Source organism: Streptomyces sp. C10-9-1 (assembly GCF_024497955.1).
GTDB lineage: Bacteria > Actinomycetota > Actinomycetes > Streptomycetales > Streptomycetaceae > Streptomyces > Streptomyces sanyensis.
Window position 1 is genome coordinate 13068 of the sequence record NZ_JANHKP010000022.1, and the last position, 25771, is coordinate 38838.

Below are 25771 nucleotides of genomic sequence, written 5' to 3' on the forward strand. Positions count from 1 at the left end.
CAACACGACAGCCATGGCTGAGGCCCAGAACATCCCGGTGGGATCCACCACCGCCGGCTCCATCGCGGTGGCCGCCGAGTCGACCGTCGCCACCCGCATGAGCGCCCCCCCGTCCTTCGACGTGGCGGACTTCCCCGTCCCCCACGGCCGCGAGGAGGAATGGCGCTTCACCCCGCTGGAGCGGCTGCGCGGGCTGCACGACGGCACCGCCACCGCAACCGGCTCGGGCGTCAAGGTCGCCGTCGAGGCGCCCGCGGGCGTCACCGTGGAGACGGTCGGCCGCGACGACGCGCGGCTCGGCCGGGCCGGCACCCCCGTCGACCGCGTCGCGGCCCAGGCGTACTCCTCCTTCGAGCAGGCCTCGGTCGTCACCGTGCCCAAGGAGACGGTGCTCACCGAGCCGATCCGCATCGCCGTCCACGGCGAGGGCGGTACCGCCTACGGCCACCAGGTCGTCGAGCTCGGCGCCTTCGCCGAGGCGGTCGTGGTGATCGACCACACCGGCGACGCGGTGCTCGCCGCCAACACCGACTACGTCCTGGGCGACGGCGCCAAGCTCACCGTCGTCTCCGTCCAGGACTGGGACGACACGGCCGTCCACGTCGGGCAGCACAACGCCCTGATCGGCCGCGACGCCTCCTTCAAGTCCGTGGTCGTCACCTTCGGCGGCGACGTCGTCCGCCTGCACCCGCGGGTGGCCTACGCCGGCACCGGCGGCGCGGCCGAGCTCTTCGGGCTCTACTTCACCGACCGCGGGCAGCACCAGGAGCACCGCCTGCTGGTCGACCACAACACCCCGCACTGCACCTCGAACGTGGTCTACAAGGGCGCCCTCCAGGGCGACGAGGCCCACGCGGTGTGGATCGGCGACGTGCTCATCCAGGCGGCCGCCGAGGGCACCGACACCTACGAGATGAACCGCAACCTCGTCCTCACCGACGGTGCGCGCGTGGACTCCGTGCCCAACCTGGAGATCGAGACCGGCGAGATCGCCGGAGCCGGGCACGCCTCCGCCACCGGCCGCTTCGACGACGAGCAGCTGTTCTACCTGATGGCCCGCGGCATCCCCGAGTCCGAGGCCCGCAGGCTGGTCGTCCGCGGCTTCTTCGCCGAACTCGTCCAGCAGATCGGCCTGGCCGACGTCGAGGAGCGCCTCATCGCCAAGATCGAGGCCGAGCTGGAGGCGTCCGTCTGATGGCCTTCGTCCGAGCCTGCGCGCTGAGCGAGCTGGAGGAGGACACCCCGAAGCGGGTGGAACTCGACGGCACGCCGGTGTCACTGGTGCGCACCGAGGGCGAGGTGTTCGCGATCAACGACATCTGCTCGCACGCGAACGTCTCCCTCTCCGAGGGCGAGGTCGAGGACTGCGCCATCGAGTGCTGGCTGCACGGCTCCAGCTTCGACCTCCGCACCGGCAAGCCGTCCGGCCTTCCCGCGACGCGCCCCGTCCCCGTTTACCCCGTACAGATCGAAGGGGACGATGTGCTCGTCTCCGTCACCCAGGAGTCCTGAGTCACCCATGGCAACGCTTGAAATCCGCGACCTGCACGTCTCCGTCGAAGCCGACAACGCTTCCCGGGAGATCCTCAAGGGCGTCGACCTGACCGTGAAGCAGGGTGAGACCCACGCCATCATGGGCCCCAACGGCTCCGGCAAGTCGACCCTCGCGTACTCCCTCGCAGGCCACCCCAAGTACACCGTCACCGGCGGCACCGTCACGCTGGACGGCGAGGACGTCCTGGAGATGAGCGTCGACGAGCGCGCCCGCGCCGGCGTCTTCCTCGCCATGCAGTACCCGGTCGAGGTGCCCGGCGTCTCCGTCTCCAACTTCCTGCGCACCTCCGCCACCGCGATCCGCGGCGAGGCCCCCAAGCTGCGCACCTGGGTCAAGGAGGTCAAGGAGGCCATGGCCCGGCTCTCCATGGACCCCTCCTTCGCCGAGCGCAACGTCAACGAGGGCTTCTCCGGCGGTGAGAAGAAGCGCCACGAGATCCTCCAGCTGGAGCTGCTCAAGCCGAAGATCGCCGTCCTCGACGAGACCGACTCCGGCCTCGACGTGGACGCCCTGCGCATCGTCTCCGAGGGCGTCAACCGCGTGCGCGAGTCCGGCGAGGTCGGCACCCTGCTGATCACGCACTACACGCGCATCCTGCGTTACATCAAGCCGGACCACGTGCACGTGTTCGCCGACGGCCGCATCGCCGAGTCCGGTGGCCCCGAGCTCGCCGACAAGCTGGAGGCCGAGGGCTACGAGGCGTACACGAAGGGCGGCGTATCCCTGTGAGCGACGCGCGCACGGCGGCCGGCCGTCACACGGCCAGCGCGGCCCCGGCGCGTCCCGCGGGCGGAGAGAACAGCAAGAGGGGAGCAGTGGCGTGACGCAGTCCCACCAGGGTCTCAGCGGACTTCTGGACACCGAGGCGATCCGCAAGGACTTCCCGGTCCTCGACCGGGTGCTCCACGACGGCAAGCGGCTCGTCTACCTGGACAACGCGGCGACCTCCCAGAAGCCGCGCCAGGTCCTCGACGCCCTGACCGGCTACTACGAGCGGCACAACGCCAACGTCCACCGCGGCGTGCACGTGCTCGCCGAGGAGGCCACGGCGCTGTACGAGGGCGCCCGCGACAAGGTCGCGGCCTTCGTCAACGCCCCCAGCCGCGACGAGGTGATCTTCACCAAGAACGCCTCGGAGTCGCTCAACCTCGTGGCCAACATGCTCGGCTGGGCGGAGGAGCCCTACCGGGTCGACCACGACACCGAGGTCGTCATCACGGAGATGGAGCACCACTCCAACATCGTGCCCTGGCAGCTGCTCTCGCAGCGCACCGGCGCGAAGCTGAAGTGGTTCGGGCTCACCGACGACGGCCGCCTCGACCTGTCCACGATCGAGGAGACCATCACGGAGAAGACGAAGATCGTCTCCTTCACCCTGGTCTCCAACATCATGGGCACGATCAACCCGGTCGAGGCGATCGTGCGCCGCGCCCAGGACGTCGGCGCGCTGGTGTGCGTCGACGCCTCCCAGGCGGCGCCCCACATGGTGCTGGACGTCCAGGAGCTCGGAGCCGACTTCGTGGCCTTCACCGGCCACAAGATGTGCGGCCCCACGGGCATCGGCGTGCTGTGGGGGCGGCAGGAGCTGCTGGAGGACCTGCCCCCCTTCCTCGGCGGCGGCGAGATGATCGAGACCGTCTCGATGCACTCCTCGACGTACGCCCCCGCCCCGCACAAGTTCGAGGCCGGCACGCCCCCGATCGCGCAGGCCGTCGGGCTGGGCGCGGCCGTGGACTACCTGGCCTCGATCGGCATGGAGCGGATCGCGCAGCACGAGCACGCGATCACCGAGTACGCCGTGCGCAGGCTGCTGGAGGTCCCCGACCTGCGGATCATCGGCCCCTCGACGGCCGAGGACCGCGGCGCCGCGATCTCCTTCACGCTCGGCGACATCCACCCGCACGACGTGGGCCAGGTCCTCGACGAGCAGGGCATCGCGGTGCGCGTGGGACACCACTGCGCGCGCCCCGTCTGCCTGCGGTACGGAATTCCCGCGACCACGCGGGCGTCGTTCTATCTGTACTCCACGCCGGCGGAGGTCGATGCCCTCGTCGACGGCCTGGAGCACGTCCGGAACTTCTTCGGCTAGGGGACGATGTGAAGCTGGATTCCATGTACCAGGACGTCATCCTGGACCACTACAAGAACCCCCACGGGCGGGGCTTGCGTGACGGTGACGCCGAGGTGCACCACGTCAACCCGACCTGCGGCGACGAGATCACCCTCCGGGTGAGGTACGAGGGCTCGCGCGTCGCCGACGTCTCGTACGAGGGGCAGGGCTGCTCCATCAGCCAGGCCAGCGCCTCCGTCCTCAACGACCTGCTGGTCGGCAAGGAGCTGGCCGAGGCGCGGCGGATCCAGGACACCTTCCTGGAGCTGATGCAGTCCAAGGGGCGCATCGAGCCCGACGACGCGATGGAGGAGGTGCTGGAGGACGCCGTGGCGTTCGCCGGCGTCTCCAAGTACCCGGCCCGGGTGAAGTGCGCCCTGCTGAGCTGGATGGCCTGGAAGGACGCCACCGCCCAGGCCCTGGGCGAGGCAGCCGACGCCGAGCCCGACGACGCCGAGAGGAAGACGGCATGAGCGAGAACGAGACCACGGCCCTGAAGCCGGCCTCCGAGGAGGAGGTCCGCGAGGCGCTGTACGACGTCGTCGACCCCGAACTGGGCATCGACGTCGTCAACCTGGGCCTGATCTACGGCATCCACGTCGACGACTCCAACGTCGCCACCCTGGACATGACGCTGACGTCCGCGGCCTGCCCGCTGACCGACGTGATCGAGGACCAGGCCAAGTCGGCCACGGACGGCATCGTGAACGAGCTGAAGATCAACTGGGTCTGGATGCCGCCGTGGGGCCCGGAGAAGATCACGGACGACGGGCGCGAGCAGCTGCGCGCCCTCGGCTTCAACGTCTGACCGGCGTCCCCGCGACACCCGGCCCCGGGCGGACCTGCCCGGGGCGGTGCGTCGCCGGGGCGCTACGGACAGGGCCGTGCCCGCCGGACGCACCGGCGGGCACGGCCCTGTCGCTTCACGGCTGACGGGTCTGCCCCGACGAACGGGACACCGTCGGGCAGCCGCCGCCCCCTCGGGCGTCAGCCCACCCCTTGAGAACACGCCTCCGCAGGGCGTGCACCGTCCGGCGACCGGGAACGGCGGTCCTGCGCCGCACCGGGCCGCAGGGCGTGCGGCCCCCGGGCACGTGCCGGCCTCCCGTCCTAGACACTGCCCGCCGGGCAGGAGGCGCGGGCGTCGTGGGCGCTGAGCGCGGCCCGGACCCGGACGACGTCGCTGCCCGAGGTCGCGTCGAGGCCGGTGGCCTCCGCGGCACGGCGCAGCCGGTAGTCCACCGTGTTCGGGTGGACGCGCAGCCGCTCGGCGGTGAGCTGCCGGCTCAGCCCGCTCTGCAGGAAGACCCGCAGCGTGCCGAGCAGCTCGGGGCGGCCCTCCAGCGGGCGCATCAGGTCGGCCAGTGCGTCGCGCGCCGGGCCCGGCTGCATCAGCTGGTACTCCAGCAGCACCTCCGAGAGCAGATGCAGGCCGGGCCCCCTGCCCGAGGCCGCCGCCACCCGGCGGATGTCCTGGGCGAGACGGGCCGCGTCGCGCACCCCCTCCGGCGCGGCCGCCGCCGCCCCGGCCCGGATCTCCACCCCCGCCACCCGGCTCATGTGGGAGACCACCCCCGACAGCCGCTGCCAGTCCCCGGGGCCCACCTCCCCGGGCCCCACCCGGTGCGGCACCAGCGCGATCCCGCCGTCCGGCCCCAGGGAGGACAGCACCGCCCCGTCGGTGTGCCGCTCCAGCTCCACGCGCAGCCGCCGCAGCTTGCGCTTGGTGGCGATCACCGGGCTCACCCCGTCGGCGCTCTCGTCCGGGTGCAGCCCGATGCCCAGGGCGAGCACCAGGTAGCAGGGCGGCAGCTCGAACCCCCGGTCGCGGGCCCCGGCGCGCACGTCCACGCCGTCCAGCAACGCGGTCAGCACCCCCTGACGCACCAGCTGCTCCTCGCCCGCCGTGGCGTGGCGCACCGCCACGTACCCCTCGACGACCGTGGCGGTCATCTGCTCGACGAACCGCAGCACCAGCAGGGCGGTCTCCTGGACGGCCGCCATGTCCCCGGGGCCCGCGTGGGACAGCATCCGGGACAGGCACTCCTGGGCGCCGACGTGGTACGCCCGGATCACCGCCTCGACCGGAACGCCCTCCTCGGCGCGCTTGGCGGCGGACTGCCGCAGTACCTGCAGGCGCTCCTCGCCCGGCAGCTCACCGGAGCGCAGGGTCGCGAGGAAGGTCCGGATGCCCTGCTCGATCACGCGCCGGGTCTCGCTGCCCAGCTGCTCGGTCGGCAGCGTCCCGTATACGGGCACCCGGGCGACCAGGCGGGCGAGGACGGCTGAGGTGAGCTCCGGCAGAGCGGCGGCAAGCCGCGCCTGCAGCGGTACACCGCCGAAGGAGAGCGGCTCCCCGGCGGCGGCCTGTGCTGTCCGCTCCGTGACACCCCGATCCATGGTGAGACCCCCGACATCTCGTTCTTACTTCCCGGTAACCAAGGTCGCCGCAGCGCAGCCGGGGTGTCAAGGCGCGTGCGCCCATGTGCTGCACGCCGCCCGGCGCCGCCCCCGCCGTGCCGGACGGCAGGCGCCGGGCGCCCCGCCCGGCACCTGAGACCGGTTCGCTCCCGCGCGCCCCGGACCGTTAGGTTTCCTGTCATGACTGACTCGCCCGACAGCACCACCGCTCAGCGCACCACCGGCGCCGTCGCCGCCGGCCTGGCCACCCTCACCCCCGAGGGCGTCGTCCTCGACACCTGGTTCCCCGCTCCCCGGCTCGCCGAGGAGCCCGGCCCCGCGACCACCGAGAGGCTGACGGCCGAGCAGGCCGTCGAACTGCTCGGTGCGGGTGCCGCCAAGGCCGTCGGCACCGATGCCCGCCGCGGCGTCGAGGTCGTGGCCGTCCGCACGGTGATCGCCTCCCTCGACGACAAGCCGCTCGACGCCCACGACGCCTATCTGCGCCTCCACCTGCTCTCCCACCGGCTGGTCCGGCCGCACGGGCAGAACCTGGACGGTGTCTTCGGCCTGCTGGCCAACGTGGCCTGGACGAGCCTCGGCCCCGTCGCGGTCGACCGGCTGGAGGAGGTACGGCTCAACGCCCGTGCCGAGGGGCTGCACCTCCAGGTCACCTCCGTCGACAAGTTCCCGCGGATGACGGACTACGTGGCTCCCAAGGGCGTGCGGATCGCCGACGCCGACCGGGTGCGCCTCGGCGCCCACCTCGCCGAGGGCACCACCGTGATGCACGAGGGCTTCGTCAACTTCAACGCGGGCACCCTCGGCACCTCCATGGTCGAGGGCCGGATCTCCGCGGGCGTCGTCGTCGGGGACGGCTCGGACATCGGCGGCGGCGCCTCCACCATGGGCACCCTCTCCGGCGGCGGCAACGTCCGCATCGTGATCGGCGAGCGCTGCCTCGTCGGTGCCGAGGCGGGCGTGGGCATCGGGCTGGGCGACGAGTGCGTCGTGGAGGCGGGGCTGTACGTGACGGCGGGCACCCGCGTCACGCTCCCTGACGGCCAGATCGTCAAGGCGCGGGAGCTGTCCGGGGCGAGCAACATCCTCTTCCGCCGCAACTCGGTCTCCGGTGCCGTCGAGGCCCGCCCGAACAACGCGGTGTGGGGCGGCCTCAACGAGGTCCTGCACAGCCACAACTGACCACCGGCGGCCGCCCCGTCGACCAACGCTCCGACCTGCTGCCGAGCGGTCGGCGTCCGTCGACGTCGGTCATCGTCGAGCGCCCTTCCACGGCCCGGGGTCGGCCCGGGGGAGGGCGCTCTCGACGTGCTCCGGGGTACGCGCCCCAGGCGGCGTGCGATCGCCGGTCCGCTACCCGGAGCATTCGTCGCCCACCGGGCTTCAGCCCGGTGGTGAAACGCCTCTCCTCGGAGAGCGGGGGCGACCGGCCGGTGTGGGGGCCGCGAGGTCTGCCGTGGCGGCCCTGCCCGTCACCTGCGCCTGGTCCTGCGGTGATCTCTGAGCCGTGAGCCGTGAGCCGAGGACGGGTCTGCCGTCCCGGGCACCGGGCGGCAGGCGCCGCCGCACGGGGAGTGCGGCCGCTCCCGACGGGACGCGAGACGGCCGGGCCGCGCACCGGAAACCCCGTCGACGGCGCGAAAGCCCCCTTGCTACGGTGCCCGGATGCCAGCGATCAAGCAGCTCCAAGTCGCCTTCGACTGCGCGGAACCCGAGCGCGTCGCCCGCTTCTGGTGCGAGGTGCTGGGGTACGTCATGCCCCCGCCCGCGGCGGAGTTCGCCACCTGGGAGGAGTACCGGCGCGCCCAGCCGCCGGAGGAGCAGGGCGCGTGGGCCGCGTGCCAGGACCCTTCGGGCGCCGGCCCCCGGCTGTTCTTCCAGCGCGTCCCCGAGGGGAAGACGGCCAAGAACAGGGTGCACCTGGATGTGCGGGCGGGCATCGGGCTCGTCGGGCAGGAGCGCCTCGCCACGCTGGAGGCGGAGTGCGCACGCCTCGTCGCGCTCGGCGCGGTCCACGTGCGGACGATGGTCGCGGACGAGGAGAACGAGTCCTGCATCGTGATGCAGGACGTCGAGGGCAACGAGTTCTGCCTCGACTGACCGGCTCTCCGGCCCCGGGGAGCGCCGCCGGACGCCCGGCGCCCCGGGGCCGGTCCGGCCCGCGCGGGGAAGGAGCGCGGGCCGGACCGGACGCCGGTGCTACGGGCGGAAGCGCAGCACCTGCGGGTCGTGGTCGCTGTTCTGGTCGGCGAACTCCGCGTTGATGTGCACGCTGTCGTAGGCGAAGCGGCGGATCGCCGGGCTGGTCAGGATCTGGTCCAGCACCTGGCTGTTGCCGTCGTAGACGTAGGAGTAGCGCTCGGAGCGCGGCAGGGAGGTGATGGCCGCGTGGAGCACGCCGCCGTCCGTCAGCGCCCGCGTGGTCCCCGAGAACTCGAAGTCGTTGATGTCGCCGACCACCAGGACCCTGGCCCGCCGCTCGGCCGCGAGGACGTCCTTCACGAAGGTGTTGACCGTCTGTGCCTGGAGCAGGCGCTGCGCCTCCGAGGTGCGGTTCGGCGGCTGGTGGTGCGAGGTGAGCGACTCGTCGCCGCCCTTGGACGCGAAGTGGTTGGCGATCACGATCACCGGGCGCCCCCGGAAGCTGAACTCGCCCGCCAGCGGCTTGCGGCTGTCCTCCCAGGCGGCGTTCGCGGGATCGATCCGGCCGGGGGAGTGGGTCAGAGCCGCGCGGCCCCGCTCGCGCACCACTCCGGTGGCGGTCGTGGCGTCGGCCGCGCCCCGGTCGGTGAAGGACACCCGCTCGGGGTTGAAGAGGAACACCTGGCGGATGTTGCCGCCGGGCTGGCCGCCGTCCTGGTTGTTCTCCGGGTCGACGGCGCGCCACTCGTAGGCCGGGCCGCCCGCCGCCTTGATCGCGTCCGTGAACATGGTCAGCGTCCGCTCGGCCGAGACGGTGCCGTCGTTCCTGCTGCCGGTGTCGTCCTGGATCTCCTCCAGGGCGAGGATGTCGGGGGACGCCAGGTTCTCCACGACCGCCCGGGCGAGGGCGTCGAACTTCTCCTGCGGGTCCGAGGGGTCGAGGTTCTCGACGTTGTAGGTGGCCACCGCCAGTTCGCCGGAGCGCTGCGGCCGGGTCCTCTCCGGACGCAGGCCGCGGTCGTGCACCGTGCCGAGGGTGCGGGCCGCCAGCGTGTAGCCGCCGTACTGGTTGAAGTCGAGGGGGCCTTCGGTGGTGCCGCCGAGGAGGTCTCCGACGTTCGCGTCCGGGAAGGGCCGCTCGGCGAGCGGGGTGAGCGACTGCACCTTCAGGCGCCCGGTGTTCTGGGAGCCGTAGGAGCCGTAGACCGTGCCGCCGCGCAGGTTGGCGTGCTCCCACGGCTTGACCGTCACCCACAGCTCGGCGTAGCGGTTGGTGGCCCCGACCACCCGCGAGGTGCCGATGCGGATGTTGGTGCCCTCCAGGGACTCGTAGTAGTCCAGGGCGTACGAACGGGGGCGCAGGGTGCGGCCGTTGATGCTGCCCCCGTCCTCGGGGTCGCCCTGCGGGGCGTACGCCGACGGCACCGACCAGGCCCACACGGTCACGGGGGCCGGGACCGGGTTGCCCTGGGAGAGGACGGTCACGGTCGGCCTGGATATCTGGGTCACCGACTGGTTGCCGGAGGAGGTCCCGCCGGGGACGTACTCGCCGACGGTGCCGGAGACCAGCACGTCGTCGCCGACGGAGACGGTGGGTACCGAGCCGGTGTAGACGAACACGCCCTCGCTGGTCGCCGGGTCGTCGTCGGGCCGGGTGTCCTGGATCCAGAACCCCCGGGAGCCGTAGGTCCGCACGCCCGTGACGATGCCCGGCACGTCGGCGACCTGGCTGCCCGCGAGTGGCGAGATACGGGTGGTGCCCTGGATGTCATGGATGCGCACCGAGGGGTTCTCGGCCGCGGAGGCGCCGGTGGAGCCGGCGAGCAGGCCCGCGGCGAGCGCGGCGGCGACGAGCGCCGCGACGGCGTGGGTTCTCGGTACGACGGAGGAAGGCATCAAGGTACTCCGGTGATGAGAGGTGAGGGGTTTCGCGCTGTTCTACGGTCGTGAACAGGACAAGCTCTACGCGCGTCAATCTCTTGGCTGGGAAGCCCACTTGTCAAGAGCTGCCGTCTGTACGTACAGGGAAGCGCAGGTGAACCGCCCTGTCGGGGGCCTCCGGAAGGCCGGGGCGGCCGCCGGGACGGGGCGAACCCCGGCCGCCGGGGCACTAGGCTGGACGTGCCCCGACAGAGCCCACGAGGCCGCCCGGGCCCGTACGCGCGGAGGAGACCCGATCCAGATGCCAGAAGACCGCCCCGCCCTGCCGCCGGTGCTGCTGCCCTCGGACGCGGAACTGGCCCGGGACGCCCTCGCCGCACCCCTGCTCGCGCGGGCCGTGCGGCTCGCGCGCTGGGCGGGTCCGGGGACCCGGGTCGGTGCGGGCGGCGAACTCGTCGAGGACCAACTCGCCCCCGCCGCGCGGGAACTGGGGCTGCCGGACGGCCCCGACGACGACGGCCCGGCCTACGCCAGCGAGGCGTGGCGGGTCGCCGTCGACACCGGCCTCGTGGACGTCGAGGACCCGCAGGACGAGGACGGGCCCGAGGGCGCCGGGGCCCCCGGCGGACCGGCGGGGAGCACGGCCGGGGAGGCGACAGGCGGTGCCGTCGCGGGGGCCAACCTGGCGCTGGTCACCCGGGGTTCGCCGAAGGACGTCCTCGGACTGTGGCTGGACGCCCTCGACGTGGCGCTCGCCGACGCGGAGGCGCCCGTCGTGGACGACATCGGTGCGCTCGTCGGCGAGGACGGCGAGATCGACTTCGAGGCGCTCGACTGGGACCCCGAGGCCGAGGCCGAGTTCCTGGAGGGCGTGCTCCTCAACCTCTACCTCCTCACGGTCTCGGAAGGCACCGAGGGCGCGGCGGTCCCCCTCCCGGCCCTCGCCGCCTCGGTGGTCGTGCCGGAGGACATGGCGGAGCCCACCGACGAGGTGCTGGAGCAGGTCTCCGAGGCGATGATGCGCCTGGACGACCAGTTCCGGCTGCTGGAGCCGATCGGGCTGGTGGCCTACCAGCCCGTCGACGAGGCGCTGATGGCCGCCGAGGACGACGCCGACGACGGGGAGGAGCCCGCGGAGGAGGACCTCAGCCGCTACGGCCTGGTCCGCCTCACCGCGCTCGGCCTGTACGGCGTCCGTGCGCGGCTGCTGGAGGCCGGGCTCGCGGCACCCGCCGTGGGCGAGCTCGCGGACAAGGGCGCCGACGTCCTGCTGGACCGCCTCGCCCACTACCCCGAGGCCGCCGTCCACGCCGAGACCGGGCAGTGGCTCGCCGCGCGTCCGGCGCCCGAGGCCGCCCGTGAACTGCTCGCCGCCGCCCGGGGGCGCGACGAGGGCGGGCCGCTGCGCCGACTGCACTGCCAGCAGGCACTGGCGCTCGTCGGCCCCCAGGCCGAGCCCTCGGTGCGCGCGGTGCTCGACGACGCCCAACTGGGCGGACTGGCCCGGGTGTGGCTCGCCGAGCACGGTGCCGCGGACGTGCCGCCCCCGCCCGAGTCGATGGTCTTCTGGCTCGCCGTCGACACGATCGCCGCCCAGCTGGCCACCGACGGGGAGACGGGCGAGCTCCGGGAACTCGTGGTGGGGCTGGTGGGCCAGCACCGGGGCTTCTTCGACGCGGCCTGGCGGGTCGACCACCCGGCGACCGCGCGGGTGCTGGAGGCCATGGGGGCCCTGCACCCGGACAAGGGCCTCGCCAAGGAGGCCCGCAAGGCGGCCTTCAAGGCGCGCTCGCGCACCGGGGCTGCCTGACCGCCGCCGTGCGCCGTCCGCCCCGGCAGGGGCGTGGATGCCGCCCCCGGGGCGCGTGCGGACGGGCGGAGACCGCGGCGTTCACACGGGAGCGCCCCGGCGGGACGGGCGCCCGGCCTCAGGCGTCCCGGGCGGGCCGGGGGCGTGGCCTCCGGCGTTCCGGGCGGCCACCCCGCCCGGAGGGGCTGGGGCGGCCGACGGGTCCGCCGGTCCCGTCAGCCGCCGTCGGCGCCCGCGCGGGGGAGGCATGGCGGCAGTCCGGCCACCCTCGCCTCCACCACCGCAGCACCCCTCGTCCGCGTCGTCGTCCCATCGTCCGGCGCGTCCGGCTCCCTCAGGACAGCCCGCGCCGGCCGCTGCCCTGCGTCCGGCCCGGGAAGGGGGCCCCGGGTACGGCCGGGGTGCCGTCGACGCCGTACCGCATGTCGGGCGGCAGCCCGCAGAACGGTTCCCGGCCGAGCCCGGTCACCCGCCACTCGCCGTTCCGCACGGTGGCGCCGGGGAATCCCACCGCGATCCGCGAGACTCCCCGGTGCTCACAGCGCCTGGGCCGCGGGCTTGACCATGCCGCGCACGGTGCGCGACTTCACGAAGTCGCCCATCGCCGTCATCTCCCACTCGCCCGAGAACTGGCGGATCAGCTTCGCCATCATGACGCCGGTCTGGGGCTCGGCACCCGTGAGGTCGAAGCGCACCAGCTCCTCGCCGGTGGCGGCGTCGATCAGGCGGCAGTACGCCTTGGCGACCTCGGTGAACTTCTGTCCGGAGAAGGAGTTCACCGTGAAGACCAGACCCGTGGCGTCGGCGGGCAGGCGGCCCAGGTCCACGACGATGACCTCGTCGTCGCCCGCGCCCTCGCCCGTCAGGTTGTCCCCGGAGTGCTTGATGGCGCCGTTGAGGATGGAGAGCTTGCCGAAGTAGCAGCTGTCCAGGTGGTTGCGCTGGGGGCCGTAGGCGATGACCGAGGCGTCCAGGTCGATGTCCTTGCCCCGGAACGCGGGCTCCCAGCCGAGGCCCATCTTGACCTGGGAGAGCAGCGGGCGCCCGCCCTTGACCAGCGACACCGTCTCGTTCTTGCGCAGACTGACCCGGCCCTTGTCCAGGTTCACCTTCCCCGCGCCGGGCGCGGGGACCGGGGGCGCCGGAGGCGCCTGCGGGGCGGCGGCCGGAGCCGCGGCGACGGGGGGAGCCGGGGGAGCGGGGGGCATCGGAGGAGCCGCGGGGGCCGCGGCCGCGGCGGGGGGAGCCTCGTCCACCGACACGCCGAAGTCGGTCGCGATGCCCGCCAGGCCGTTCGCGTAGCCCTGGCCCACCGCCCGGGCCTTCCACGCCCCGCCGCGGCGGTAGAGCTCGACCACCACCAGCGCCGTCTCGGACCCCAGCCGGGGCGGTGTGAAGGAGGCCAGCGCGCTGCCGTCGTCGGCGTTGCGGACGGTCGCGGTCGGCTCGATGCCCTGGAAGGTCTGCCCCGCCGCGTCCGGGCTCGCCGTGACGACGACCCTCTCGATGCCGGGCGGCACCGCCGCGGTGTCCACCACCACCGCGTCCGGGGCCGTCCCGCCGCCGGACCGGTAGCTGACACCGGGGCCCTGCGGCTGGTTGTAGAAGATGAAGTCGTCGTCGGAGCGCACCTTGCCGTCGGCGGTGAGCAGCAGGCCCGATACGTCGAGCCGCACCGGGGCGGTGACGTCCACCGCCACGCGCACGGCGGTGAGAGGGATGTTCGAGCCGGGGGTCATAGCTGTCATGAAAGGCGTAACGAGCGAGTCCGCTTTACCGTTCCCTTACTCTTTCGGCCCTTGCCCCCGGGAACTCCTCCGGTGCCTTCGGCGTCCGGCCCCGGCGCTCAGCCGCGGGGTTCGGCGCCCCGCCCCGCCCCGCCGCGCCGGGCGCCGACGCCCGGGCGGAATGCGGGGCGCCGCCGCGGTGTTCCCCCTCCGGCCGCCGTCGCAACCGGCGGCAGACCCGTACGACCTGGAGTGATGAGAGAACCATGCGTGTCGAGATCTGGTCCGACGTGGCGTGTCCCTGGTGCTACATCGGCAAGGCCCGCTTCGAGAAGGGGCTCGCCGCGTTCGCCCACCGCGACGCGGTCGAGGTGGTGCACCGCTCCTTCGAGCTCGACCCGCACCGCGCCCCGGGAGACGTCGCCCCGGTGATCGACATGCTCGCGCGGAAGTACGGCCGCACGCTCGACGAGGCCCGCGCCATGGAGGAGCACGTCGCCTCCAGCGCCCGCGCCGAGGGGCTCGGCTACCGCACCGAGGGCCGCGACCACGGCAGCACCTTCGACATCCACCGGTTGCTCCACCTCGCCAAGGCCCGCGGCCGCCAGGACGCGCTGCTCTCGCTCGCCTACCGCGCGAACTTCGCCGAGGAGCGCTCCGTCTTCGACCGCGCCGTCCTGGTGGACCTGGGCGTCGAGGCCGGGCTGGAGGAGGCCGAGGTGCGCGCCGTGCTCGACGATCCCGCGGCCTACGCCGAGGAGGTGCGGGCCGACGAGAGCGAGGCCGCTTCGCTCGGCGCCACCGGTGTGCCGTTCTTCGTCTTCGACCGGCGCTACGGGGTCTCGGGCGGCCAGCCGGCCGAGCTCTTCACCCAGGCCCTGGAGCAGGCGTGGCGCGGCCGCCGGGACACCGGGCCCGCGGCCGGCGCGGTGCCGGAGGCCCGGGACGCCGCCGACCCCGCCGGGCCTGCCGCCTGCGACGCCGACGGGGCCTGCGAGGTCCCCGCCCGCTGAGGACCGTCCCGCACTCCCCGGTGGCCGGCCGGTCCCCGGTGCGGAGGCGAGGCGCGGACGAAGCCGGGGTCCGGCCGACCACCGGTTCTCCACGGGACCGGTGGCCGCGAACCCCGTGCGGCGCGGCACCGCGAGGGAGCCCGTGCTGTCGAGGCCCGCGGCTGCCCGGCGCCCGCTCGGCCCGTACGCGGCGGCCAGGGGTGGACATCTCGCGCACGGCGGCGGTTCGCCGGACCCCGCCCCGCCGCACGGCGGCCGGGTCCGGCGCGGTCCTCCGCCCCGTCGACGAGACCGACCCGCCCGGGCACCGGGCCGCCGTCGTCGAGGAGGACGCGGAAGCGGCCGGGTCGCGCCTGCTGCCCGGCGCGGACCCCCCGGAAGCAGGCATCCCCGCGGTCGGGGACGGATGCGGCGCACCGCGCGCGGTCCCCCCGTCCGACGGCGGGCGCGTGCCCCGCGCGAAGGGCCCGCAGCCCGGGGGCCGGGTGCGGGGCGTGGGTGCACAGGACCGACCAACACCCGTCCCGGCCGCGCCGGTTGACCGGCGGCCGCGCGCGGACCAGGGTGATCACATGGAGACGACACCGAGCACCCCCGGCCTTCACCCGCTGGCCGCAGCCGAGTTCGCGCCCGCCTCGACCTACCTCAACACCTCGCTCTGCGGTCTGCTGCCGCACCGGGCGGTGCGTGCCGTGGGCAGGCTGGCGCAGGAGCTGGCCGACGGGCGGGCGGGAGGCTCCGGGGACTGGGCCGCCGTCGAGGCGGTGCGGGCCTCGTTCGCCCGGATCGCGGGTGTGGACGCGGCCCGGGTGGCCGTCGGCGGATCGGTCTCCGTCCATGTCGGGCTGATCGCCGCGTCGATGCCGCGCGGGGCGGAGGTCCTCTTTCCTGAGGGCGAGTACGCCTCCGTGATCACACCCTTCACGGTGCGCGGCGACCTGGTCGCGCGCTTCGCGCCGCTGGAGTCGCTGGCCGAGGCGGTCGGGCCGGACACGGCGCTCGTCGCGCTGTCCTCGGTGCAGTCCTCGGACGGCCGCGTGGCCGACCTGGAGGCCGTCCGGGCGGCGGCCGCGGCGCACGGGGCGCGCACACTCCTCGACGCGAGCCAGTCGGCGGGCTGGCTGCCGCTGCGTGCGGGGGAGTGGGACTACACGGTGACAGGCGGCTTCAAGTTCCTGCTCTGCCCCCGCGGGGTGTCCTTCCTGACGGTGGGGGAGGAGGCGCAGCGCACGCTGCTGCCGATGCACGCGGGCACCTTCGCCGCGGAGCGGCTGTGGGAGACGACGTACGGCCCCATCGGCGAACTCGCCCACTCGGCGCGCCGCTACGACGAGCCCCCGGCCTTCCTCTCCTACCATGCCGGGCGCCAGTCGCTGGCCCTGGTGGAGGAGGTCGGCACCGAGGCACTCCGCGCCCATGCGCTGACCCTGGCGGACCGCTTCCGCGCCGGTCTGGAGGCTCTCGGCTGGGAGCCGGTGCGGGCGGCTTCGGCCGTCGTGGGGGTGCCCGGGCTCGGCGGGTGCGCCGAGGCGCTGGCCGCCGACGGCATCTCGGTCTCCGCGCGGGCGGGGAACCTGCGGGCCGCCTTCCACCTGTACAACACCGCGCACGACGTGGACCGCGCGCTGGACGCGATCGAGAGGGCCGCGGGAAAGCGGGCCTGAGCGCGCCGGGCGCCCCTCGGAGCGCCGCCCGGCTCAGCCCGGGACGGGGCCGGGCTCGGCGGCGCACTCGGGCGCGGCGGGGTGGCCCGGCGCCGCGGCCTCCCGGTCGAGGAGGCAGTCCGCCGACTCCACGCAGAGGTTGGCCTCCACCTTGCCCAGCAGCCGGGCCAGCTCCTGCCGCTCACCGGGTTCCAGGCCGGCCAGGGACCACTCCTCCAGCTCGGTCCACGCCGCGGTGACCTCCGCCAGCAGGGAGCAGCTGCGTTCGGTCGCCTCGACGAGCACCGCCCGGCGGTCGGACGGGTCGGGGCCGCGGCGGACGTGCCCGGTCTGCTCCAGGCGCTGGAGCATCTTGGTCACGGTCGAGGGGTCGAGGCCGACGCCCCGGATCAGTTCGGACTGGCGGACCGGTCCGGCGCCCCACAGCCGCATCATCACGAACTCCTGGCCGGGGTAGAGGTCGAGGCGGCGCAGGAGCTTTCCGGCGGCGATGCGGTGCAGCCTGGCCACCCGTGACAGGGCGTGGCTGACGGGGCCCCCGCGTGCGGCGAACGGAAGGGCGTCACCGCAGGCTGCGTCGCCCTGGGCGCCGGACATGGGGCCTCCTCGGCCGCGGACCGCCGTCGGGCCGCGGGCTGCTCTCGGGTGGCGGATGCCGGGCCGCCCTCCGCCGGCGGGGCGGTCGCGGGCCCGCCCCCACATGCTGTCACACATTTTATCTTGGCTGGCCAACTAATGCGCTACAGTGGCTCCCGTCGGATTCATTGGCCGACCACATAAACCTGGGAGACCCTCATGACCACAGCCTTCGACCCGGTCCTGCTCGGCGGCCGCAGGCTCGCCAACCGCATCGCCATGGCACCGATGACCCGCAGCCGCGCCTACGGCCCCGGACTGACGCCCACGGCCGCCACCACCGAGTACTACCGGCAGCGCGCCGGAGCGGGGCTGATCGTCACGGAGGCGATCCAGCCGTCGCCCGGCGGCCAGGGCTACCCGGACACCCCCGGGCTGCACACCGCCGAGCAGGTCGCCGCCTGGCGCGAGGTCACCGACGCGGTGCACGAGGCGGGCGGGACGATCTTCGCCCAGCTCATGCACGCGGGCCGGATCGGCCACCCCTCCCTGCTCCCGGACGGCCTCGCCCCCGTCGGCGCCTCGCCGGTCGCCGCCCGCGGGCAGATCTACACCCGCACCGGCCCGCAGGACCTGGTCACCCCCGCCGAACTCACCGACGCCCAGGTGCGGGCCGTCATCGCCGACTTCGCGGCTGCGGCGCGCAACGCCGTCGAGGCCGGTTTCGACGGGGTCGAGCTGCACGGCGCCAACGGCTACCTGATCCACCAGTTCCTGGCCCCCAACACCAACCTGCGCACCGACGCGTGGGGCGGCAGCGACGAGGCGCGCATCCGCTTCGCCGTGGAGGCCGCGAGGGCGGTCGCCCAGGAGATCGGCGCCGACCGCACGGCGCTGCGGATCTCGCCCGGCAACCCGTACAACGACATCGACGAGCCGGACCCCGAGCCGGTCTACACGGCCCTGGCCGAGGCCGTCGAGCCGCTCGGCCTCGCCTATCTCCACGTCGTCGAGACCGGTCCCGCCGAGCGCGGGCTGGTCCTCACCCTGCGCAAGCTGTTCTCCGGCACCCTGGTGCTGAACCCGGCGACCGAGGGGCCGACCGGACCCGGGTCGCTGACCCTGGTCGAGGACGGCGTCGCGGACCTGGTGGCCTTCGGGGCGCTCTTCCTCGCCAACCCCGACCTGCCGCGCCGGCTGCGCGCCGGGGGTCCGTTCAACACCCCCGACCCCGCCACGTTCTTCGGGGGCGACCACCGCGGCTACACGGACTACCCCCCACTGCCCGCGGAGGAGGACGCCGCCGCGCAGGGCGGCTGACCCGGGCGGCCGGCACCGCCTGACGGGGCCGGCCGCACGGCGCACGACGGCACACGGCCGGGGCAGGTCTCCCGAGGAGGACCTGCCCCGGCCGTGTGCCGGACCGGCGCCCGGACGGGGGCGGCGGACGCCCCGCCCGTCGTGCGGGTGCTACGTCACCGGGGTGAAGTCCCGGGCCCCGATGAACTCCGGGCGCCGCACGGGAGCGGAGAAGGGCTCCTCCGCGGTGTTCTCCACGCTGTTGAACACGATGAAGACGTTGCTGCGCGGGTACGGGGTGATGTTGTCGCCCGAGCCGTGCATGCAGTTGCAGTCGAACCAGGTCGCCGAGCCCGCGCGGCCGGTGAACAGCCGGATCCCGTGCTCGCCCGCCAGGCCGGTGAGCGCCTCGTCCGACGGCGTGCCCGCGTCCTGCATCTGGAGCGACTTCTTGTAGTTGTCCTTCGGCGTGGCGCCCGCGCAGCCCAGGAAGGTCCTGTGTGAGCCGGGCATGATCATCAGCCCGCCGTTGGTGTCGCGGTTCTCGGTCAGCGCGATCGACACCGAGACGGTGCGCATGTTCGGCAGTCCGTCCTCGGCGTGCCACGTCTCGAAGTCCGAGTGCCAGTAGAAGCCGGAGGCGCCGAAGCCGGGCTTCACGTTGATCCGCGACTGGTGGACGTACACGTCCGAGCCGAGGATCTGGCGGGCCCGGCCCACCACGCGCTCGTCGCGCACCAGCGCCGCGAAGACCTCGCTGATCCGGTGCACCTCGAAGACCGAGCGGACGTCCTGGGAGCGCGGCTCGACGATGGAGCGCTCGTCCGCGCGCACCGCCGGGTCGGTGACCAGCCTCTCCAGCTCGGCCCGGTAGACGGCGACCTCGTCGTCGGTCAGGAGCTCGCCGACGGTGAGGAACCCGTCACGCTCGAAGCCCGCGAGGTCCGCGGCCCCGATCGGCCCCGCGGCGCCCGGCGGGGACCAGACGACCGGGTCCTTGCGCGGGGTCAGCACCTCGGAGGCGCCCCGGGTGGGGTACAGGTCGGTGCGTTCGGGTGCGGTGGTCATGCCTCAGTCCTCCTCCGTCAGCAGCGGGTACACGCCGTTCTCGTCATGGTCCTCCCGTCCGGTCACGGGCGGGTTGAAGACGCACACGCAGCGGAAGTCCGTCTTCGGGCGGAGCGTGTGGCGCTCGTGCCCGTCGAGCAGGTACATCGTGCCCGGGGAGATCCAGTGCGTCTCGCCCGTCTCGTGGTCGGTCAGCTCGGCCTCGCCCTCCACGCAGAGCACGGCCTCGATGTGGTTCGCGTACCACATCGACGTCTCCGTGCCCGCGTACAGCACGGTCTCGTGGAGCGAGAAGCCGACCTTCTCCTTCGCGAGCACGATGCGCTTGCTCTCCCACGTGCCGGACGCGGCCCGCACGTGGCGATCGGTGTTCTCGATGTCCTTGAGCGATCGGACGATCACGGTACGTTGCTTCCCTTTCGGTGGTGTTGCGGTGGGTCAGGCGGTCTCGCGGACGGCCCGGGCCAGGATGCGCAGGCCCTCGTCCAGCTCGTCCGGGGAGACGGTGAGGGGCGGCAGCAGTTTGACGACCTCGCTCTCCGGGCCGGACGTCTCCAGCAGCAGGCCGAGCTCGAAGGCGCGGGAGCAGATTCTGCCGGCGCGGCTGTGGTCGTCGAACTCGATGCCCCAGACGAGCCCGCGGCCCCGGAAGCTGAGGCCCCGGCCGCCCTCCTCGTCGACGATCGCCAGCAGCGCGCGCTCGACCTGCTCGCCGCGGGCGAGGGTCTGCTTCTCCATCTGCCCGTCGGTCCAGTAGGTGTTCAGGGCGGCCGCGGCGGTCACGAACGCCGGGTTGTTGCCGCGGAAGGTGCCGTTGTGCTCCCCGGGCTCCCAGATGTCGAGCTCGCCGCGGAACAGGCACAGGGACATGGGCAGTCCGTAGCCGCTGATGGACTTCGACAGCGTCACGATGTCCGGCGTGATGCCGGCCTCCTCGAAGGAGAAGAAGCCGCCCGTGCGGCCGCAGCCCATCTGGATGTCGTCGACGATCAGCAGCATGTCCTGGCGCTCGCACAGGTCCTTGAGGGCACGCAGCCACTCGGGGCGCGCCACGTTGATGCCGCCCTCGCCCTGGACGGTCTCCACGATCACCGCGGCGGGCTTGTTCAGGCCGGAGCCCTGGTCCTCCAGCAGGCGCTCGAACCACAGGAAGTCCGGGACCTGGCCGTCGAAGTAGTTGTCGAAGGGCATCGGGGTGCCGTGGACCAGCGGGATGCCCGCGCCGGCGCGCTTGAAGGCGTTGCCGGTGACGGCCAGCGAACCCAGGGACATGCCGTGGAAGGCGTTGGTGAAGGAGACGATCGCCTCGCGGCCCTTGACCTTGCGGGCCAGCTTGAGTGCGGCCTCGACGGCGTTGGTGCCCGTCGGCCCGGGGAACATGACCTTGTAGGGGAGGTCGCGCGGGCGCAGCACGACGTTCTCGAAGGACTCCAGGAAGGCGCGCTTGGCCGCGGTGGCCATGTCGAGGCCGTGGGTGATGCCGTCGCGCTCCAGGTAGTCGATCAGAGCGCGTTTCAGGACGGGGTTGTTGTGCCCGTAGTTGAGCGACCCGGCGCCGGCGAAGAAGTCCAGGTAGGTGTGGCCGTCCTCGTCGTGGAGGTAGCTGCCCTGCGCGCGGTCGAAGACGGCGGGCCAGCCGCGGCAGTAGCTGCGGACCTCGGATTCGAGGGTCTGGAAGACGCTGAGGGCGGGAGGGGTGATGGTCACGGCGGTCTCCAAGGGGGTGGGGGGCGTCAGGCTGCGAGCGGGCCGATGCGGTAGAGCACTTCCGGCTGGTGCGTCCCCTCGGGGAACAGCTCGCCGTCGAAGAGCACCTCGCGGCGCAGCGGTGCGTCGTGGCGCTCCGCGAAGGAGGTGAACAGCCGGTCGGACGCGGTGTTGTCGGGCGTGATCGTGGTCTCGATCTCGCGGACCCCGCGACCGCCGGTGACCTTGGCCGTCAGCGCGTCCAGCAGGACGCCGGCCAGGCCCCGCCCGCGGTGCGCCGCGTCGACGGCGACCTGCCAGACGACGAGGGCCTCCGGCCGGTCGGGCCGTACGTATCCGGTGACGAAGGCGAGGGGCTCGCCGTCCCGTCCGCGGGCCACGATCGAGGTGGCGGCGAAGTCGCGACACCACAGCAGGTAGCTGTACGAGGAGTTGAGGTCCAGGACCTCGGAGTCGCGGGCGATGCGCCAGATCGCGGCTCCGTCCTCCACTCGTGGGGTGTCGATCTCGAAAGGCTCCGGCTCTGCGCCGGAATCCGGGAATGCGTCTCGGGCTCGTACAAGGTCTTCTTGTGCGGCGGTCATGCGAATTGAATTTACCGAGCAAATTTCGAGATTGCATCGGGCGGAGGGGTTGGGTGACGCCTCGGTATGTGTTATCGCGCGGGCGCGACCTCTCGGCCGCCTCGGTGGAGATTTGCCCTGGTACGCACGGACATTTGGGGGCAAAACAAATTTTGTGTGGTGTCGGTCACACTCGCGAAACGTCCGTGACATGCCCCCGAAGTGTCAACGAAATCGTTGGGAATCCGCGGGTTTAGCCTCCGGGATCGGGGGCAGCAGAATGTGGGGAGCTATCCATGGGAATTCGCTCGCGGTGTTTTCCGAGTGTTGCACGGAGGACGCCTCCGCGCATTCCGTTATTACTTTCCGCATTATCCGTGCGGCGCCCGGCCGGGGCCCCCGCCGGCGGTGCGCGGCTCTCCGGGCTCTCCGGGCCCTCCGGCTCGGCCGGAGGGGGAAGGGCCGGGAGCGGGTCCGCGGCGCGCTGCCGGGGCGGGCGCCCGGCGGTGTACTGCCTTCCGCCCGCGGCCGGGTCCCGTCCGGGCCTGCCGAGGCCCTCGTACCCTGCCTTGTATGAGCGATCACACGGTGCTGAAGGTGGAGGGGCGGGTGCTCACGGGCCCCGACGAGGCGTGCGACGAGCTCTGGGTGGTGGACGGCCGGATCACCTACGAGCGCCCCCGCGCCGAGGCGGTCACCGTGCGGGGCTGGGCGCTCCCGGGCCTCGTCGACGCCCACTGCCACGTGGGCCTCGACCGGCACGGGCCGGTGGATGCGGCCACCAGCGAGAAGCAGGCCCTCGCGGACCGGGACGCGGGCGCGCTGCTGATCCGCGACGCCGGGTCGCCCTCGGACACCCGCTGGATCGACGACCGCGACGACCTTCCGAAGATCATCCGCGCGGGCCGCCACATCGCCCGCACCCGGCGCTACATCCGCAACTACGCCCACGAGATCGAGCCCGGCGACCTCACCGCCTACGTCGCCCGCGAGGCGCGCCGCGGCGACGGCTGGGTCAAGCTCGTCGGCGACTGGATCGACCGGGAGGAGGGCGACCTCGCGGCCTGCTGGCCGCGCGGCGCCGTCGAGGCCGCGATCGCCGAGGCGCACCGGCTCGGCGCCCGGGTCACCGCCCACTGCTTCGCCGAGGAGTCGCTGCGGGACCTGGTGGAGGCCGGAATCGACTGCATCGAGCACGCCACCGGGCTGACCGAGGAGACCGTCCCGCTCTTCGCCGAGCGGGGTGTGGCCATCGTCCCGACGCTGGTCAACATCGCCACCTTCCCGCACCTGGCCGACGGCGGCGAGGCCAGGTTCCCGCGCTGGGCGGCCCACATGCGCCGGCTCCACGAGCGCCGCTACGACACCGTGCGGGCCGCCTACGACGCGGGCGTGCCCGTCTTCGTGGGCACCGACGCGGGCGGCTCGCTGGCCCACGGCCTGGTCGCCGACGAGGTGGCCGAGCTGGTCAAGGCGGGCATCCCGCCCGTGGAGGCGCTCTCCGCGACGACGTGGGGCGCCCGGCGGTGGCTGGGACGCCCGGTACTGGAGGAGGGCGCCCCGGCCGACCTCGTGGTGTACGACGAGGATCCGCGCGCCGACGTCCGCACCCTGGCCGGACCGCGCCGGGTGGTGCTGAACGGCCGGATCGTCGGCTGAGGCCGGTGCCGTGCGGCCGTGTTGACGGGCCGTGACCTCCGACCCCCTGCGACCGTTGAGACACTTTCGGCGCACGCACGGCCCCGGGGGCGACGCGCCCGCGCACGGGCCGGGCGCACCACCCCCGAGGAGTGACGTACGGGACCGGAGCGAACGCACATGCCTCGGGAATCGAATACCGAAGCGGAAACCCCCCTTTGGGGTGAACTCACTTCAGGTGCCCCTGCGTTCACCCTCCGTGCGTAAAGATCTGGGTGTCTTCGCCGCCGGACGAGGGCCCCGCGCGTCCCCGCGGGCGTTCGGCGGCGCCATGTCTTCCGTGGGGGTTCCACCACCGTGAACAGCAACACCTTCCGTGCGCCGTCCGCCCGCGTCCCCGCGCGCCGCACCACCGCCGTGCTGGCCGCGGGGGTGCTGGCCGCCGGACCGCTCGCCCTGGCCGCGCCCGCGCACGCCACCGACGGCCCGGGCGGGGGCGAGGCCACCGCGGTCGTGCTCCGCGCCGGGCTGGACGTGGGCCTGCTCGACAAGACGGTCCAGGTCCCGCTCCGGACCTCCCTGAACGCCGTCGAAGCCCCGCAGAGCGCCGGGAAGACCGCGCTCAGCGTGACCCTGGACGGCGTCGACAAGGGCCGCCCGATCCGGATCCTGCGGGCGGACACCGCCACCGCCGAGGCCGCCGTGGAGGGTGGCCGGGCCGAGGCGTCCAGCACCCTGGTACGGGCGAAGGTGCACCTCCCCGGCCTGCCGCTGCTCTCCCTGATCGAACTCCGGCAGGTCACCTCCGAGGTGAGCTGCGAGGCGGGCAAGCAGCCCACCGCCGCCGCGAACGTCCTCGGGCACGTCAGGGTCCTCGGCAAGAAGGTCACGCTGAGCGCGGGCGGGCCGACCGTGGTCGACGTCCCGGCCGTCGGCAAGGTCACCCTCGACCTGTCGGAGACCAGCACCACCTCCACCACCGCCGCGGCGGCGGCCCTGCGGCTCAAGGTGTCCGTCGACCCGCTGGAACTCAACGTCGCCGAGGTCGAGGGCGAGATCACGCTCGCCGAGTCCACCTGCACCTCGCCCCGGGCCGCGGCCGAGGAGGAGGAGAAGCCCGCGCAGGAGGAGACCGGGCCCGACCGGCCCGCGCAGGAGGCCGAGCCCGGCGAGGAGGCGGAGTCCCCCGCGGAACCGGAGAGCAACATCTCGGTGCAGTCCGCGGGCGAGCCGACGCAGAACCTGGCCGAGACCGGCGGCAGCTCCACCACCCCGTACCTCGCCGGCGCCGCCGGGGTGCTGCTCGTCGGGGGAGCCGCCGCGAGCATCCTGGCCCGCCGCCGCTCGCGCGGCCAGGGCTGACACCGGGCCGCGGGAGCGGCGCGGGTGCGCGGGCCGCCCGCGCACCCGCGCCGCTCCGCGCCCCGTCCGGCGACCGGTCAGGCCCCACCGAGGGGGGACGGGCCCGACCGGGTGAGGCCCGGACCGCTCAGCCCACCGCCGTCAGGGCCTGGTCCAGAGCCTGGAGGAATCGATTCGTCGTCGCCCTGTCCCGCACGGCCAGGCGCAGCCACCCGCCGTCCAGGCCCGGGAAGGTGTCGCCCCGGCGGGCCGCGAAACCGAGCCCCCGCAGCACCTCGCGCACCTCCCCTGCCCGGCGGACCCGGACCAGCACGAACGGCCCCGCCGCGTCCGGGACGGTGCGGACCTCCTCGAACTCCGCCAGTCCGGCCAGCAGGTGCGCGCGGTCCGCCGCGATCTCCGCCGCGGCCCGCTCCGCCTCCGCCAGCGCCGCCGGGCGCATGCACGCCTCCGCGGCGGCCAGTGCCGGCGTGGAGACCGGCCACAGCGGCTGGACGCGCTCCAGGGCAGTGACCGTGTCCGGCTCCGCCAGCACGTACCCGATCCGCAGCCCGGCCAGTCCCCAGGTCTTGGTCAGGGAGCGCAGGACCACCAGGCCCGGCACGTCGGTGCGCCCCGCCAGGGCCTCGGGCTCGCCCGGCACCGCGTCCATGAACGCCTCGTCCACCACCAGCACCCGCCCCGGGCGGGCCAGCCGGGCGAGGAGCTCCCCCGGGTGCAGCACGGACGTGGGATTGGTCGGATTGCCGACGACCACCAGGTCCGCCGACTCCGGGACCGCCTCCGGCCGCAGCCGGAACGCCTCCTCCGGACGCAGCAGCACCCGGCCGACCTCGTGCCCCGCGTCCCGCAGCGCGGCCTCCGGCTCGGTGAACTGCGGGTGCACGACCACGGGCCTGCGCACCCGCAGTGCCCTGGCCAGCAGGACGAACGCCTCCGCCGCACCCGCCGTCAGCAGCACCCGTTCCTCCGGGAGCCCGTGCCGGGCGGCCACCGCGGCCCGGGCGGCCCGGGAGTCGGGATAGGCGGCGAGAGCGGACAGGGAGCCGGCTATGTGCTCCCGCAGCCAGCGGGGCGGTGTGCCGGTGCGGACGTTGACCGCGAGGTCGACCAGGCCGGCGGCGCCGTCGCGCACCTCGGCGTCCCCGTGGTGGCGCAGGTCGTGGACGGGGGCCGGCGTCCCGGGCCGCTCGCCGCCCTCGTCGTGGTCAGCGCGGGTGTACATGGCCGCCGCG

Annotated in this window: 23 protein-coding genes; 14 read left to right on the plus strand and 9 right to left on the minus strand. The window is 73.7% G+C overall.

Going from position 1 to position 25771, the window contains the following annotated elements; genetic code table 11:
* The first annotated feature begins 13 nt into the window (after positions 1-13).
* The 6 genes from sufD to NPS70_RS26130 all read left to right on the plus strand — a co-directional run bounded on the left by sufD (position 14) and on the right by NPS70_RS26130 (position 4473).
* Positions 14-1195, plus strand: a complete 1182-nt coding sequence (sufD, locus tag NPS70_RS26105; protein WP_256526883.1) for a Fe-S cluster assembly protein SufD — start codon at positions 14-16, stop codon at positions 1193-1195.
* Positions 1195-1512 carry a bifunctional 3-phenylpropionate/cinnamic acid dioxygenase ferredoxin subunit gene (locus NPS70_RS26110; protein WP_256526884.1) on the plus strand — a complete coding sequence of 106 codons (318 nt, stop codon included), beginning with the start codon at positions 1195-1197 and terminating at the stop codon, positions 1510-1512. Before sufD ends, NPS70_RS26110 begins: the two co-directional genes overlap by 1 nt.
* 7 nt (positions 1513-1519) lie before the next feature.
* Complete coding sequence (gene sufC / locus NPS70_RS26115) at positions 1520-2284, plus strand: Fe-S cluster assembly ATPase SufC (protein WP_256526885.1); 765 nt, start codon at positions 1520-1522, stop codon at positions 2282-2284.
* Between the two features lie 91 nt (positions 2285-2375).
* The gene (locus NPS70_RS26120) at positions 2376-3644 is read left to right on the plus strand and encodes a cysteine desulfurase (protein ID WP_256526886.1); all 1269 of its coding nucleotides are present in this window, start codon (positions 2376-2378) and stop codon (positions 3642-3644) included.
* An 8-nt stretch (positions 3645-3652) separates the two neighbouring features.
* Entirely contained in the window at positions 3653-4138 is a 486-nt protein-coding gene (gene sufU / locus NPS70_RS26125; RefSeq protein ID WP_256526887.1) for a Fe-S cluster assembly sulfur transfer protein SufU, read from the plus strand.
* Positions 4135-4473, plus strand: a complete 339-nt coding sequence (locus tag NPS70_RS26130) for a metal-sulfur cluster assembly factor (protein WP_256526888.1) — start codon at positions 4135-4137, stop codon at positions 4471-4473. The genes sufU and NPS70_RS26130 overlap by 4 nt, the downstream gene beginning before the upstream one ends.
* 302 nt (positions 4474-4775) lie before the next feature.
* Here the strand turns inward: NPS70_RS26130 and NPS70_RS28605 are convergent, their stop codons facing one another.
* Positions 4776-6065 carry a CdaR family transcriptional regulator gene (locus NPS70_RS28605; RefSeq protein WP_305886380.1) on the minus strand — a complete coding sequence of 430 codons (1290 nt, stop codon included), beginning with the start codon at positions 6063-6065 and terminating at the stop codon, positions 4776-4778.
* Between the two features lie 201 nt (positions 6066-6266).
* Here NPS70_RS28605 and dapD point away from each other — a divergent pair, with 201 nt between their 5' ends.
* Positions 6267-7268, plus strand: a complete 1002-nt coding sequence (dapD, locus tag NPS70_RS26140; RefSeq protein WP_256526889.1) for a 2,3,4,5-tetrahydropyridine-2,6-dicarboxylate N-succinyltransferase — start codon at positions 6267-6269, stop codon at positions 7266-7268.
* A 483-nt stretch (positions 7269-7751) separates the two neighbouring features.
* Positions 7752-8186, plus strand: a complete 435-nt coding sequence (locus NPS70_RS26145; protein ID WP_256526890.1) for a VOC family protein — start codon at positions 7752-7754, stop codon at positions 8184-8186.
* A 99-nt stretch (positions 8187-8285) separates the two neighbouring features.
* Here NPS70_RS26145 and NPS70_RS26150 read toward each other — a convergent pair whose 3' ends face one another.
* Complete coding sequence (locus NPS70_RS26150) at positions 8286-10124, minus strand: endonuclease/exonuclease/phosphatase family protein (protein ID WP_256526891.1); 1839 nt, start codon at positions 10122-10124, stop codon at positions 8286-8288.
* Positions 10125-10410: 286 nt separating this feature from the next.
* Here NPS70_RS26150 and NPS70_RS26155 point away from each other — a divergent pair, with 286 nt between their 5' ends.
* Complete coding sequence (locus tag NPS70_RS26155) at positions 10411-11919, plus strand: hypothetical protein (RefSeq protein WP_256526892.1); 1509 nt, start codon at positions 10411-10413, stop codon at positions 11917-11919.
* A gap of 536 nt (positions 11920-12455) precedes the next feature.
* On the opposite strand, the gene NPS70_RS26160 is transcribed toward NPS70_RS26155, so the two are convergent.
* Positions 12456-13658 carry a TerD family protein gene (locus tag NPS70_RS26160; RefSeq protein WP_256526893.1) on the minus strand — a complete coding sequence of 401 codons (1203 nt, stop codon included), beginning with the start codon at positions 13656-13658 and terminating at the stop codon, positions 12456-12458.
* Between the two features lie 254 nt (positions 13659-13912).
* Between NPS70_RS26160 and NPS70_RS26165 the strand changes: the two genes are divergently transcribed.
* Together NPS70_RS26165 and NPS70_RS26170 are read left to right on the plus strand one after the other, a co-directional pair.
* Positions 13913-14659 (plus strand): DsbA family oxidoreductase, encoded by a 747-nt coding sequence (locus NPS70_RS26165; RefSeq protein WP_256526894.1) that lies wholly within the window; start codon positions 13913-13915, stop codon positions 14657-14659.
* A 572-nt stretch (positions 14660-15231) separates the two neighbouring features.
* On the plus strand, positions 15232-16323 hold the full coding sequence (locus tag NPS70_RS26170; RefSeq protein ID WP_256526895.1) for an aminotransferase class V-fold PLP-dependent enzyme: 1092 nt from the start codon (positions 15232-15234) through the stop codon (positions 16321-16323).
* A gap of 33 nt (positions 16324-16356) precedes the next feature.
* On the opposite strand, the gene NPS70_RS26175 is transcribed toward NPS70_RS26170, so the two are convergent.
* Entirely contained in the window at positions 16357-16920 is a 564-nt protein-coding gene (locus NPS70_RS26175; RefSeq protein ID WP_256526896.1) for a MarR family winged helix-turn-helix transcriptional regulator, read from the minus strand.
* Positions 16921-17118: 198 nt separating this feature from the next.
* On the opposite strand from NPS70_RS26175, the gene NPS70_RS26180 reads away from it, so the two are divergent.
* Positions 17119-18219 carry an alkene reductase gene (locus NPS70_RS26180; RefSeq protein WP_256526897.1) on the plus strand — a complete coding sequence of 367 codons (1101 nt, stop codon included), beginning with the start codon at positions 17119-17121 and terminating at the stop codon, positions 18217-18219.
* A 150-nt stretch (positions 18220-18369) separates the two neighbouring features.
* Here NPS70_RS26180 and thpD read toward each other — a convergent pair whose 3' ends face one another.
* From thpD to ectA, 4 genes are read right to left on the minus strand one after another with little or no spacing between them, the layout of a single operon-like run.
* Positions 18370-19266 carry an ectoine hydroxylase gene (gene thpD, locus NPS70_RS26185; protein ID WP_256526898.1) on the minus strand — a complete coding sequence of 299 codons (897 nt, stop codon included), beginning with the start codon at positions 19264-19266 and terminating at the stop codon, positions 18370-18372.
* 3 nt (positions 19267-19269) lie between these two features.
* Positions 19270-19668 (minus strand): ectoine synthase, encoded by a 399-nt coding sequence (locus NPS70_RS26190; protein WP_256526899.1) that lies wholly within the window; start codon positions 19666-19668, stop codon positions 19270-19272.
* Between the two features lie 36 nt (positions 19669-19704).
* The gene (ectB, locus tag NPS70_RS26195) at positions 19705-20973 is read right to left on the minus strand and encodes a diaminobutyrate--2-oxoglutarate transaminase (RefSeq protein ID WP_256526900.1); all 1269 of its coding nucleotides are present in this window, start codon (positions 20971-20973) and stop codon (positions 19705-19707) included.
* Between the two features lie 26 nt (positions 20974-20999).
* Entirely contained in the window at positions 21000-21557 is a 558-nt protein-coding gene (gene ectA / locus NPS70_RS26200; protein WP_256526901.1) for a diaminobutyrate acetyltransferase, read from the minus strand.
* A 552-nt stretch (positions 21558-22109) separates the two neighbouring features.
* On the opposite strand from ectA, the gene NPS70_RS26205 reads away from it, so the two are divergent.
* Both NPS70_RS26205 and NPS70_RS26210 read left to right on the plus strand, forming a co-directional pair.
* Positions 22110-23195: an amidohydrolase family protein gene (locus NPS70_RS26205; protein WP_256526902.1), complete on the plus strand. Its 1086-nt coding sequence runs from the start codon at positions 22110-22112 to the stop codon at positions 23193-23195.
* Between the two features lie 336 nt (positions 23196-23531).
* Complete coding sequence (locus NPS70_RS26210; protein WP_256526903.1) at positions 23532-24536, plus strand: SCO1860 family LAETG-anchored protein; 1005 nt, start codon at positions 23532-23534, stop codon at positions 24534-24536.
* Between the two features lie 127 nt (positions 24537-24663).
* On the opposite strand, the gene cobC is transcribed toward NPS70_RS26210, so the two are convergent.
* On the minus strand, positions 24664-25761 hold the full coding sequence (gene cobC, locus NPS70_RS26215; protein WP_256526904.1) for an Rv2231c family pyridoxal phosphate-dependent protein CobC: 1098 nt from the start codon (positions 25759-25761) through the stop codon (positions 24664-24666).
* Between the last annotated feature and the right edge of the window lie 10 nt (positions 25762-25771).